Raw genomic sequence first — 14,064 nt, forward strand, 5'->3', positions numbered from 1 at the left:
CCAAACTCTAAAAAAAATAAGCGGATAATTAATGAACTAAAACAATATGGGACTATTGCCGCTTAAAAAAGCTGTTTTTATAACGAACTATTGTTTATAGCAAATTAAACAGATTGCCTGAACGGTAAGACGATGTCCTGTCTTTCATATAGTAGTTCCTAAGCATTGTAAGCTCCGTAGATCGGTGATCTACGCTTATGAGAATATGGCTTTTCAAACCAGCTCCTTATAGGTTGTAAGCTGCGGGTTGGAAATTTGTTCGGCATTGATAGGGTAAAATCAATCAGCAGATATTATCTTTGAATTAATTATGTGTTCTTTTATTTTTTACATAAAGGCTATCCTAGGCAAAATACTTTAGCCGTAGCTCCCTACTGCCGCGCCCTCCCGGGCTTGTCCCTTCTTTTGGCATTGCCCAAAAGAAGGCAAAAGGCTAGTGCTTTGTCCCTCGGCGACCCACCAACGGCTTGCCGGCTAAACGGGACGAAACTCGCCTTCGGCTCGGACAACATCCCGTTTCACGCCGCCTGCACCGGGTGGGTACCCCGCCTGCGGAACTTATGCACGGAGTCGCAACGCAACGTCAAGACAGAGGATAGACCCTGCAAATCAGGCGTCAGCCAGCGCCGTTAGCAAGCGTACGGGGTACCCACCCGGTGCAGGCGGCGTAGAATGAAGTGCGGGCGCTTTTAAGCATCGTCTGCCAATTATCGCAATGATGAATCTTTCATCACTTCATTCAGCCGGCAAACCGATGGTGGGTCGTACGGCAAAGCGGGGCGCAATGCTTTTTTGCTTACTTTTGGAGCTTCGGCCAAAAGTAAGGCAAGCAATCTGTGATTGCGCGCAGAATAAAAGAACGTTTTAAGTAGCGAGGGCAGAACTGAATTAAAAATTCATGTTATGCCGAGTCACGACAAACAACGTTCACAGGAGCGAAGCGTATGTAAAACGACTAATGGAATTGAACATTTAACTTATCAACTACTGATTGACATTAATTACTTATTTCCCACTTTTAACCGAACGACTATGGAATCGAAAGTTACTGCAAAAAGCACAAAGAGTGAAATATTAGAGGCCTATGAGATCTTGCTGGAAGAGGTACAACAAGAAAAAATGAACAGGCCGAAGCAAATGCAGGAAGAAAAGCAAAAGAAAGATACAATTGATAAAGTATCGGGTATAACCTCTGATACCATTGCCAAGAGTATCCTTTCCTTAAAGTCCACATTAGCCAAAAACTTGGATGAACTGCAATCCGACATTGAAGCCGAATATAAGAAGCTAATGGAAATCAGGGCTGCGATAGTAATAGAAAAACAATCGCTTGAAGACTTATACTCCCTTTCGGCCAATACAGATTCGCTGGCTGCAATGTTACTTGTTCAGAAAGAGAAACAAGAGAATTTCGAAACAGAGATGAGAGAGAAACAAGAAGCCTTTGCGAACGAAATGGCTCAGAAAAAAGAACAATGGGAACAGGAAAAATCAAAGCAGCGAATTGATGAAAAAGAATCTCTTGAAGAACAGGCAAAACAAAGGAAAAGAGAGGAAGAGGAATATGCATATAATTTAAAAGTAAGCCGCCAAAAAGAACAGGATGAATACCAAAACAGAAAGGCTAATCTTGAAAAAGAATTAACTTTCCAGAAAGTAGAATTTGAGCAGGAAGTAGCAAACCGGATGTCGGATCTGAAAAACGCGGAAGCAGAACTTGCCGAATTGCGCAAAAATAATGCGGAATATCCGGAAAAACTGAAACTGGCACTGGAAGCTAAAGAATCGGAGATAACCAAACAACACCAAGCAAAATATGATTTTGAACTAAAACTGATAGAAAAGCAAAATGAAACAGATATACGCTTGAAAGATCAGTTAATAGCATCTCTGCAAGAAAAGATAATAGAACTGCAATCTCAACTTAAAGAATATACGGAAAAGGCTAACAGGGCCGAAAAAGATGTGAAAGATATTGCGATCAAGGCTATTGAGAGCTCATCGAAAGTGCACATGTACACCAGTAAACCGGAAAAAGATGATAAGTAAGAGCCTCTGAAAGCGGGTTCGACCCAGTCATGTTCGAAAGATTTATAAATATTCCGAACATGGCTGGGTTTGACCCGCAACCCCCTCATAATCAAGGCGGGCTTCTTGGGGATCCCGTGTCAGGCACGGAATGACAGGTTTTTGACAACCCTCTTATATAAATAATATCTTTACCGGGCGGGCAAATTCCGCCCCTTCTACGAATACCATATTTATGATTAAAAGTCGGGATGACTTCATTTTTTTAACCGAATATAATAGCCAATCCGCCAAAAATATGTATATTTGCACGCAATAAATTTCAAAAGCTCTTTTATATATGTCTTTTATTGCAGATAAAGTTGTAATGGATGGATTAACATTCGATGATGTACTGTTGATCCCCGCTTATTCAGAAGTTCTCCCCCGCGAAGTCGATTTGTCGACAAATTTCTCACGCAATATCAAGTTAAATATTCCAATGGTTTCGGCAGCGATGGATACTGTTACCGAAGCGAAGATGGCTATCGCAATTGCCCGTGAAGGCGGTATTGGCGTTATCCATAAGAATATGTCTATTGATGCTCAGGCACAGCAGGTTCGGTTTGTGAAACGTGCCGAAAACGGAATGATTTCCAACCCTGTAAGTATATTGCGAGACAAGACCGTTGGCCAGGCACTGGATATGATGGCGGAGTACAAGATAGGTGGTATCCCTGTAGTGGATACAAACAACCGCCTGGTGGGTATCGTAACTAACCGTGACCTGCGTTTCCGTCGCGATATGAACGAACTGATAGATGATGTAATGACAAAGGAAAACATCATCACTACCCGTCAGACAACCGACCTGGAGGCCGCCGCCGACATTCTGCAACAGCACAAGATAGAGAAGCTGCCTGTAGTAGACGCCGATAACAAGCTGATAGGCCTGTTAACATATAAGGATATAACAAAAGCGAAAGATAAGCCATTTGCCTGCAAAGATGAAAACGGGCGCTTGCGTGTTGCCGCAGGGGTAGGAGTTACCTACGATACCCTTGAGCGTATTGACGCGCTGGTAAATGCCGGAGTGGATGCAATCGTAATAGATACGGCACACGGACACTCTAAAGGCGTGGTGGAAATGCTGAAAAAAGTGAAAATAGCATACTCTAACATCGATGTAGTGGTAGGCAATATAGCTACGGGCGAGGCTGCCAAATACCTGACCGATGCCGGAGCCGATGCCGTGAAAGTAGGTATAGGGCCCGGATCTATCTGTACTACACGCGTTGTTGCAGGTATTGGTGTTCCTCAGTTGTCCGCTATCTATGATGTGGCAAAGACATTGAAAGGTACAGGTATTCCATTGATCGCAGATGGAGGCCTACGCTATTCGGGCGACATTGTAAAAGCGCTGGCTGCCGGAGGATACTCGGTAATGATGGGTTCACTCCTGGCGGGAGTAGAAGAATCTCCGGGCGAAACCATCATATTCAATGGGCGTAAATTCAAATCATACCGTGGAATGGGCTCACTGGAAGCAATGGAAAAAGGTTCGAAAGACCGCTATTTCCAGGATATGGAAGCAGATATCAAAAAGCTTGTACCCGAAGGTATTGCCGCACGCGTGCCATACAAGGGTTCCCTGTATGAAGTTGTCTATCAGATGACAGGAGGCTTGCGTGCAGGTATGGGTTACTGTGGTGCACAAAATATAGAAGCATTGCACGGGGCTAAATTTACCCGCATTACAAACGCAGGTGTGGCAGAAAGCCATCCGCATGATGTAACTATCACAAGTGAAGCCCCTAACTATAGTAGAGGAGATTAATTACATTATTATAATCTGAATTACTAAAGCTCTGTACGATAATATTGTGCAGAGTTTTTTTACATTGGGGCTTTCCTTGCTTTCAGTCTATCCCCTTTATTTGATGATTTTTAGGGAATAAGTAATCAATAATAATGTGAATCAGTATTTCGTTTTGTTTAAATTATGTGTTCTTTAATTTTCTGCACAAAAACCATCATGGTTTAAACTTTTTAGCATTGGCTCATACTGCCGCGCCCTCCCGGGCTTGCCCTTCCTTTTGGCATTGCCCAAAAGGAAGCAAAAGGCTAGTGCTTTGTCCCTCGGCGACCCACCAACGGCTTGCCGGCTAAACGGGACGAAACTCGCCTTCGGCTCGGACAACATCCCGTTTCACGCCGACTGCACCGGGTGGGTGCCCCGCCTGCGGGACAGATGCACGGAGTCGCGACGCAACGTCAAGACAGAGGATAGACCCTATTTGTCAGGCGTCAGCCAGCGCCATTAGCAAGCGTACGGGGTACCCACCCGGTGCAGGCGGCGTAGAATGAAGTGCGGGCGCTTTTAAGCAAGATTTCCCAATCTGTAGAACGATGAATCTTTCATCACTTCATTCAGCCGGCAAGCCGATGGTGGGTCGTACGGCGAAGCGGGGCGCAATGCTTTTTTGCTTACTTTTGGAGCTTCNGGTGCAGGCGGCGTAGAATGAAGTGCGGGCGCTTTTAAGCATCGTCTGCCAATTATTGCAATGATGAATCTTTCATCACTTCATTCAGCCGACAAACCGATGGTGGGTCGTACGGCGAAGCGGGGCGCAATGCTTTTTTGCTTACTTTTGGAGCTTCGGCCAAAAGTAAGGTAAGCAATCTGCGATTGCGCGCAGAATAAAAAAGAACATTTAACTTATCAACTACTGATTGACATTAATAATTAATGCAACATTCTCTATGTCATCCTAGGTACGAAGGATCTCATTCCTCAAAGGAGTAAGAGACAAGAGATGCTTCCTGCTGTCAGCATGACAGGAACGAAAAATAGATATTTTCCATTACCTAATACGGCTAAATCTTTTGAAAATGGCGGGCTAAGATTTATTTTAGAATATTTTAAAACATTATAAGGCTATATTTCTTGTATCTTTGCGGCTTATATAGTTTATTGATTTGATGTATGAATAAGAAACTATTTTTATTACCACTTATTACCTTACTTGCTACATTTTGTCTGTTTGCACAGCAGGCAGACCCTGTCGCCATAAAGATTAACGGAACCTCTATCCTAAGATCCGAGCTCGAAAGGGCATATAAAAAAAGTAATGAGTTAAGGGCAGGTGCCGAAAAAGAAAGCATTGCCGATTTTGTGAAGTCCTATGTAGATTTCAGGCTAAATGTAGAGGAGGCAAAGGCGCAACGCCTGGATACTACGATGAGCTATAAGAGAGACTTATCCGCAGCCCGGGTCGAAACCTCATATAAATATATGCAGGATACAGTTTATGAAAATGACTATTTATTGAAAATATACGAAAGGATGCGTCAAGATGTGGAGATAAATCACATCCTGCTTCCATTCGAGAGCGAAGCTGTTTTGCCCGCCGACACATTAGTATTATATAACAAGGCGAGGGATTTGTATGAGCGGTTATCAAAAAACGGTTTTGCTGCGGAAGGCTATGATAAATCCTTGCCAACCTCGGTTATACTGGACTATAATAGGAAAAATGGCTATATGGGATGGGTCACACCTTTCATGTTCAGTGCAAAGGTAGAGGATGCCATTTATACCCTTCCGATGAATAAGATTAGCGAGCCTGTCAGGGCATCGGATGGCTATCATATCGTGCAGGTGTTGAACAGACGGCCGGCAATAGGGACTGTAGATGTGGAGCAGGTTCTTTTCAATTTCTCCCATATACCGCCGGATAAACATCAAATAGACAGCGTGGGCAAAGTAGCCTGGAGGGAATACAATAATATCCATTCAGCAAACGATTTCCAATCGCTGTGTGACGAATTTTCCCATGTAATGGAAATGGGCGATAAAGGTTGTCATTTTGGAGTTGTAGGATTAGATTCGCGCATTTCTCCTACATTTATCAATGCCGCGTTCAATCTGGAGAAAGAAGGCGACATCAGCGAGCCTGTCTGGTCAGACTATGGATACCACATTATCCGGTTATTAAAGAAAATACCGCTTCCGCCTTACTCCGACATGAGGAATGCGATAAGGAACCGTGTACTCAAAAGTGATAAATCTCAGGAAATGACTGCCGAGAAGCGAAGTAAGATGGCGGCGGCATTAAATTTCGTATTGAACAGAGACGTATATAATAAGTTGAATAATATAGCAAATGATGTGTCCCCTAGAGATTCGGCATTCTTTGACAGGGTAAAGAACAGGAACGAAGTATTATTCTCTTTCGATAATGGTAAAGAACAGTATAATGTAGGTAATTTCCTCCAGTATATTCAGTTAAGGCAGAGCCTGATAGAAAAGAAGAGCGACGATGCGCCGGATATGTCCGTATTTACCGAAGCTATTAAGACCAACCTGTCAACAGATGTTCTCAGGGAATTCTTTAATGCATATTTTTCCCGTAGCCTGACTGACTATTATTACCTGTCACTTGCCGACCGCGAACCTGAATATAAACAACAGCTGGATGAAATATCGGAAGGCCTTTTGTCGTTTGCCGTAATGAATAAGAATGTTTGGGAGCGTTCCGTTACAGACGAAAAGGGATTGTCCGAATACTTTAATAAGAATAAGCATAAATATACCCTTAGCGGTACCAAATACAGAGGGCTGATTATTCATGCGAAAAATGAAAAGGCTCTGGAAACAGCCGAAGCGCTGGCCAAAAAAGGAAAAAAAAGGGATGCTCTGATACTGAACCTGAGGAACACGCTGAATAAAGACTCTGTGCAAGTATTGATGGAGCCGGGAACATGGGTTAAAGGAGAAAATAAGTATGTGGATAATAAAATATTCGGAGGAGCAAAGGCTAAGGAACAATGGGGCTATCCGTTCTTTCTTGTTACAGGAGAGTTTATATCCCAACCTCAGGACTATACAGATGTAAGGAGTGCTGTAGAACCGGATTATCAGGACCAACTGGAAAAGGACTGGAGAATGTACTTACATAATAAATATAAGGTAGAGGTAGATAACGGTGTTTTAGAAACGATAAAATGAAAGGATATAGTTGTACATTGCTTTTTCTGGGGATGATATGCCTGATGTCATGTAAAAATGGAGAATCAGGGAGTGTCGATTTAAGCCAGGTAGGCGTAGTTTCCGTTAAAGGAAAGACACTCTATATGGACGAACTAAACAATGCCGTTCCAAAATCATTATCGCCTGAAGATAGTGCGGCCATAGCCGATACTTATGTTAAAGCGTGGATCAATGATCAATTGATGTACGATAAGGCCAAGCAGAATATTGTAGATAAAGCCGAGATTGAAAATCTGGTGGAGAATTATCGGAAATCTTTGATTACAAATCAGTACCAGAAGAAATTATTGACCGAATATTTATCTAAATCTGTATCTGATGCCGAGTTACAATCATTCTATGAACAGAATAAAGATAAGTTCAAACTAAAAGAGAATCTTATAAAAGGCCTGTATCTTAAAGTACCCGTTGCCTCAAAGGAACTGGATAACTTTCTGAAATGGTATAAACAGGCTACAGACGCTGCTGTGGAAAGTATAGAGAAAAATACATTAAAGAATGCTGTCGGTTATGAATATTTCTATGATAAATGGGTAAGCCTGAATGATATAACGGATAATATGCCTCTCTCGGTAAGTAACGCGGATGATTTTTTGAAAGCAAATAAAAATGTAGAAGTACGCGACTCTTCATTTGTATATTTGCTGAATATAAAAGAATATAAGACAATAGGGAACGAAGCCCCTTACGACTATATAAAGAATCAATTGGTAGAAGTTTACACAGAGCAGCGAAAAGCCGATTACCTGAATCAGGTACAGCAGGACCTCTATAATAAGGCTGCTGCAGATAATGAAATTAAGTTTTATGATAAATAGACTATAACTTCTTTTTCTACGTTAAGAAAAAGTGATACATTATCACTATATTTACGTCACTTTTTAATAAACAGATAAAAATGGTACAAAAGGCGAGAAAACTGGTTTTATTAATAATATTGTTGGGTTCCGGTATTTTTACTTATGCCCAGAATAACGTTATAGATGAAATAATATGGGTAGTTGGAGATGAAGCGATTCTCAAATCAGATGTTGAAAAAATACGTTTAGGTATGCTCTCGAGAGGAGAACGTATCGATGGAGACCCGTATTGTTTGATACCAGAGCAACTTGCAGTTCAAAAATTGTTTCTTGATCAGGCCAAGATAGACAGTATTGATGTACCGGTTTCTGTTGTTAACAGCGGTTTGTCCCGATACGAAAATAATGTAATTGCCAATCTGGGCTCGAAAGAAAAGGCAGAAGAATATCTGGGAGCGACAATGACTCAGCTTCGCGAAGAATGGCGTGACCAGATTCGCAACGACTATTTGGTCTCTGAGGTAAAAAAGAATCTTGTAGGTAAAAAGACGAACCTTACCCCTTCCGAAGTCCGTAAATATTATGCCCAATTGCCAAAAGATAGTTTGCCTTATGTGCCTACGATGGTTGAAGTTCAGATAATTACGAATGAGCCAATAATCCCGTTGAAGGAAATAGACCAGGTAAAAGATCGATTGAGAGACTATACAAACAGGATTAATGCGGGAACTGCTGACTTAGCCACATTAGCTATCATGTATTCTGAAGATCCCGGATCTGCGCCTAATGGTGGAGAACTTGGTTTTATGGGACGTGGCGAGCTGATGCCTGAATTTGCAAGTGTAGCATTTTCATTGTCCGACCCTAAGAAAGTATCTAACATTGTAGAAACAGAATATGGATTCCATATTATACAATTGATAGAACGCAGGGGCGACAGGGCTAACTTCCGCCATATACTGATTCGCCCTAAAGTATCGGCGGATGAAATGAATCGGGCAAAATTGAGGCTCGACTCTATTGCCAGTGATATAAGGGCCGAAAAATTTGCATTCGAAGATGCCGTGGCATTCATCTCTTTCGACAAGGATACCCGTAAGAACAATGGACTGATGGTAAACCGTAAAGAAAGTACGAACTACGGAACACCACGTTTTACAATGGAAGAACTCCCTACCGAAATAGGTAAAATGGTGAACACGATGAAAGTAGGAGATATATCCCCGGCCTTCACGATGAAGCAGAATAACGGGAAAGATGTTGTTGCCATAATAAAGCTAAAGACTAAAACTGAAGGCCATATAGCCAATGTGTCTGACGACTATCAAACACTGAAAGAGATAGTTGAAGGCAAGAAGCACGAGGAACTTCTGAAAAAATGGCTCCAAACCAAAATAAAGGATACTTATATCAGGATAGATCAGGACTGGGTAAATTGTGATTTTCAATACCCTGACTGGATAAAGCAAGATCAGGCTAACAAGAAATTGAATTAGTGTTAAGGAGATTTATAACATATATAACTCAAAGGCATAGGATACCTGCGGTAGGTATTCTATGCCTGATTGCTGTTTATGCTTCGGCGCAGGCAATGCTTTCTCCGCAAGTAAATGCAGGCGTTTATCAGGCACCTCAAAAACCACAAAGCCCGCAGAAACCACAGCAAAAAAGCCAACCGAAGGTTATAGAAATTATCTTTTCAAAGACAGTTTCTAAACGGGCGGGTTCGGATATCCAGATACTGAAAGACAGTGTTATATTCCTTCACGATGGAGCTTATCTCTATTGCGACAGTGCATATTATGATGAGAAGGCGAATGCGTTTGAGGCGTTCAGCAATGTACGTATGGAGCAGGGTGATACCCTCTTTCTGTATGGGAACTATATGCATTACGAGGGAAATTCCAAACTGGTAATGTTCCGTGAGAACGTAAGGCTGGAGCATGGGAGCGGTACTTTGTTTACTGATAGTCTCAACTATGACCGTATGATGAATATCGGTTACTACTTTGACGGAGGTATGTTGGTGGATTCACTCAACGAGTTGACTTCTTACTGGGGGCAATACGAGCCGAATATAAAAATGGCTACATTCAAGGATAGTGTAATCCTTATCAATGACCGTTTTACCCTTTATTCCGACCGCCTGAAATACAATACGGATACGAAGATAGCGGATATATATACCCCTACAAAGATCGTTTCCGACAGTGGTATAATCTACACCAGTAAGGGGTGGTACAATACCGAAACGGAGGAATCCCTGTTGCTGGACCAGTCTACCGTAGTCAACAAAGAGGGGAACCGTATACTGCGGGGAGACTCTATCTTCTACAATAAAGCCAAAGGATACGGAGAAGTATTCGGCAATATGTTCCTTCAGGATACGACCAAGCGGGTAATTCTGAGGGGGCACTATGGCTTTTATAACGAACTGGACGATTCGGCGCTGGCTACCGATTCGGCATTCTGTATCGAATACTCGCAGGGAGACAGCCTGTATATTCATGCCGATACATTGAAACTGATAGCGATTGTAGATAGCGTAAAACCAACGAAGGTACTTCCTCCTATCCAAAAACTGGCTATAGCAGATTCATTGTCTACAGACTCCATTCATCTGTCGCCTGCCGATTCATTGCATATCCTGCACCAAAGCATATTACCGGCCGATTCCCTGCCTCTTCCTCCTCTTGGGGCTAAAACAGACGATTCTACCGTTGTGGTCTACCGCCAGATAAAGGCATATTATGGTGTCCGCTTTTACAGGTCGGATATGCAGGGTATTTGCGACTCGCTCCAATTTAATTCCAAGGATTCGGTGCTCCACATGTATAAAGACCCGGTACTGTGGAATACAAATAGGCAATTGTACGGAGATACCATCGATATATACATGAATGACAGTACGATAGATTATATGCATGTCAAGCGGTATAGTTTTTCTATTGAGCAAAAAGACTCCGTGCATTACAATCAGCTGAAAGCCCGTTCGATGAAGCTATTCTTTGAAGATAAGAAACTAAACAGGGTTCTCGCCGAAGGAAATGTTGAAACGGTAGCTTATCCGGAAGAAAAAAATAAGGAATTATCAGGCATACTCAATTGGCTCGAAAGCAGCTATCTGGAAATATTCATGAAGGATGGGGCTTTCGAAAAACTTGTAGCCTGGCCTAAGCCTGTGGGGAAAACGACCCCATTCGAACTTTTGACTTCTGACCAATTGCGGCTTACGGATTTCTACTGGTACGATTACCTGCGCCCTTTAGACAAGGATGACATATTCAGGAAGGTTTCACGTAAAACTTCGGATATAAAGCCACAGCGTAGTAAATCCTCTGTATTCAACAGGGAGGAATAAATTCTTAAAAGTAATAATGAGTGATATAATACACCTTTTACCCGATTCCATAGCTAACCAGATCGCGGCGGGAGAGGTCATTCAACGGCCATCTTCGGTTGTGAAAGAGTTGGTCGAAAACGCGATAGATGCCGGAGCCGATAGTATTCAGTTAATCATTAAAGATGCCGGGCGTACGCTTATACAGGTAATAGATAACGGAAAAGGAATGTCGGCAACAGATGCCCGGATGGCCTTTGAACGTCATGCTACATCGAAAATAAGGTCGGCTGACGACCTGTTTGCTCTCCATACAATGGGGTTCAGGGGAGAAGCCTTACCGTCCATTGCCGCTATATCGCATGTAGAGATTAAGACAAGGCGGGCTGAGGACGAACTTGGCACTTTGCTGCAAATAGCGGGTTCGAGAGTAGAAAGTCAGGAACCGGTGGCATGCCCCGTTGGGAGTAATTTTTCCGTTAAAAATATATTCTATAATGTTCCCGCACGCCGTAAGTTTCTTAAGTCGAACGATACCGAACGGAGGAATATATTGACCGAACTGGAACGGATAGTCTTGGTAAACCCTTCTATCGAATTCACCTTTATAGATAATGATATTGAGGTGCTGAAGTTCCCTGCCTGCGGACTACGCCAACGGATAGTTAATGTAGTGGGTAAGAACTTTAACCAGCAACTGATCTCAATCGATATAGATACATCTTTGGTTAAAATAACCGGATTTGTAGGAAAACCCGAATCGGCACGCAAAACGAGGGCGCAGCAGTTCTTCTTTGTAAACGGGCGTTATATGCGCCACCCTTATTTCGGCAAGGCGGTTTTATCCGCCTTTGAGCCGCTCATTTCGGCAGGAGAGTTTCCTAACTATTTCATTTATTTCGAAGTAGACCCTTCCACCATAGATGTGAATATCCATCCCACCAAGACCGAGATAAAGTTTGAGAATGAGCAGCCTATATGGCAGATAATCTCAGCCGCAGTCAAAGAGGCTCTCGGCAAATTTAACGAGGTGCCGACAATCGATTTTGATACCGAAGGGGCGATTGATATACCTATACACGACCCTTCCAAAAATGTATTCCAGCCCCGCGTAAATGTAGATCCTTCTTATAATCCCTTTAAGTCGCCTTCGCGGTCTGGATATCAGCGTCCGAAGTTTGACCTCGACCAGTTATATCAGGGTTTCACAAAAGATAAGGAAAGCCTGGATATACCGGAAGAACCTCAGCCTGAAACGAACATATTCAATCAGGATAATAAAGCCACTCCCGAAAAGGCTGTTTCAGAGATGGTAGTACATTACCAGTATAAAAACCGCTATATACTCACATCCGTCAAATCCGGTCTGATGCTTATCGATCAGCACAGGGCGCATGTACGTATCCTGTTCGATCAGTTTCTGACCCAGATAGAACACAAACGGGGAGTTTCGCAACGGGCATTATTTCCTGAAATAATAGAGCTATCGCCATCGGAGGCAGCTATGATACCATACCTGATAGACGACCTGGAGGCTGTAGGGTTCGACTTAAGCCATTTGGGGAGTCATTCTTATGCAATTAACGGCACTCCTGCCGAAATAACGAATACCAATCCTGTACAGCTTGTACATAGCATAATAGATAAAAGCATCGATAGCGGCAGTGATGTGAAAGAAGAGATACGCCAGGCTCTGGCTCTTTCTATGGCGAATGCCGCTGCTATACCTTATGGGCACACGCTGTCTGCTGAGGAGATGAACAGGATTGTAGACCAGTTGTTTGCCTCGCCTGTCTATAAACATACGCCTGATGGCAAGACAATCATCTCCATGCTGGAAGATGATATGATAGACAAAATGTTCAGGTAATATTTATCTAAAAAAGTGACAAAAGTAACTTTTTTAGATTGTCACTTTTCCTCTTTTTGAATGCCGTTAGGCATTATCGCCCGGTAGAATATGGATGTCAAAGTATTGGTCTCATTGGCTTCGCTTTGCCTGCCGTTGTTTCCTATGGGAATGCGTCCCTATGTGAACCATTCCCTTTTTCTACCGAGTGAATCATACCTGACGGAATGTTAAAAAGTGACAAAGGTGACACTTTTCTCATTGTTTTCTATTGTCACTATTTCATCCGTACATCATTTATCTTATTCTATATCAAAGAGCGCTTTATATAAGATAAATCTTTAGAAATAAGATTACAATATTGTTGGATTGTCCCCAATAAGAAAAGCAGAGTATCCGATACCCTGCTTTCATATTTTAATCTGACTGACAGTCTTGTTAGTACATGACAAAAACATTGAAACGGGCTTGAAAAACCTGATTTTGGCTCCGCCGATTTTAGCTCCGCTGATTTTCAATTCATAACCGAAGGTTATCGGTCCAGTGTCATCAACTTAAGGATTATGGGACCAAAGATCAGGGCTGAAAGCCCGTCTTATTTCAGCCCAAGGCAACGCCTTGGGTCAGAATATCCAAATATAGAGCGTGCGCGCTGAAAGCGCAGGTCAATGACTTGGTCTTGTTCTTTAAGTTTAACCTGCGCTTGCAGCGCGCAGTTTCTGTTAGATGCTGTTTACCCAAGGCGACGCTTCGCTTGCCATTGGGCTGAAATAATAAAGGCTTTCAGCCTTAGCCTGAAGATATTGGGTCATCGGCCTGCGGGGCCTGCGGAAATTATGCACGGAGTTGCAACACAATGTCAAGACAGAGGATAGACCTCAATGTCATTAAGTTAAGCCTTTTTCCTCTTTGTCATGCTGAGGGACGAAGCATCCCGTGTAGGCAAATTGCTTTTAAGAAAAGAGATCCTTCACTATCGTTCAGGATGACAGGGTATAAGATTTCTTTAACTTAA

7 protein-coding genes are annotated in these 14,064 nt (G+C 42.6%); all 7 read left to right on the forward strand.

Annotated features, from left to right (window positions below; genetic code table 11):
* Nucleotides 1-1,032 precede the first annotated feature (1,032 nt).
* The 7 genes from D0T84_RS19960 (at nucleotide 1,033) to mutL (ending at nucleotide 13,070) form a co-directional block, all read left to right on the forward strand.
* Nucleotides 1,033-2,049, forward strand: coding sequence for a hypothetical protein (locus D0T84_RS19960; RefSeq protein WP_163309612.1), 1,017 nt, complete (start codon nucleotides 1,033-1,035; stop codon nucleotides 2,047-2,049).
* A 319-nt stretch (nucleotides 2,050-2,368) separates the two neighbouring features.
* Nucleotides 2,369-3,844 carry an IMP dehydrogenase gene (guaB, locus tag D0T84_RS19965; protein ID WP_163309613.1) on the forward strand — a complete coding sequence of 492 codons (1,476 nt, stop codon included), beginning with the start codon at nucleotides 2,369-2,371 and terminating at the stop codon, nucleotides 3,842-3,844.
* A gap of 1,149 nt (nucleotides 3,845-4,993) precedes the next feature.
* Nucleotides 4,994-7,018 (forward strand): peptidylprolyl isomerase, encoded by a 2,025-nt coding sequence (locus tag D0T84_RS19970; RefSeq protein ID WP_163309614.1) that lies wholly within the window; start codon nucleotides 4,994-4,996, stop codon nucleotides 7,016-7,018.
* Nucleotides 7,015-7,878, forward strand: a complete 864-nt coding sequence (locus D0T84_RS19975) for a peptidyl-prolyl cis-trans isomerase (RefSeq protein WP_163309615.1) — start codon at nucleotides 7,015-7,017, stop codon at nucleotides 7,876-7,878. Before D0T84_RS19970 ends, D0T84_RS19975 begins: the two co-directional genes overlap by 4 nt.
* A gap of 80 nt (nucleotides 7,879-7,958) precedes the next feature.
* Nucleotides 7,959-9,356: a peptidylprolyl isomerase gene (locus tag D0T84_RS19980; RefSeq protein ID WP_163309616.1), complete on the forward strand. Its 1,398-nt coding sequence runs from the start codon at nucleotides 7,959-7,961 to the stop codon at nucleotides 9,354-9,356.
* Complete coding sequence (locus D0T84_RS19985; protein WP_370525536.1) at nucleotides 9,356-11,221, forward strand: OstA-like protein; 1,866 nt, start codon at nucleotides 9,356-9,358, stop codon at nucleotides 11,219-11,221. Before D0T84_RS19980 ends, D0T84_RS19985 begins: the two co-directional genes overlap by 1 nt.
* Nucleotides 11,222-11,237: 16 nt before the next feature.
* Nucleotides 11,238-13,070, forward strand: a complete 1,833-nt coding sequence (mutL, locus tag D0T84_RS19990; protein ID WP_163309617.1) for a DNA mismatch repair endonuclease MutL — start codon at nucleotides 11,238-11,240, stop codon at nucleotides 13,068-13,070.
* Nucleotides 13,071-14,064 lie beyond the last annotated feature (994 nt).

It is taken from the genome of Dysgonomonas sp. 521, from assembly GCF_010501055.1.
Lineage (GTDB): Bacteria > Bacteroidota > Bacteroidia > Bacteroidales > Dysgonomonadaceae > Dysgonomonas.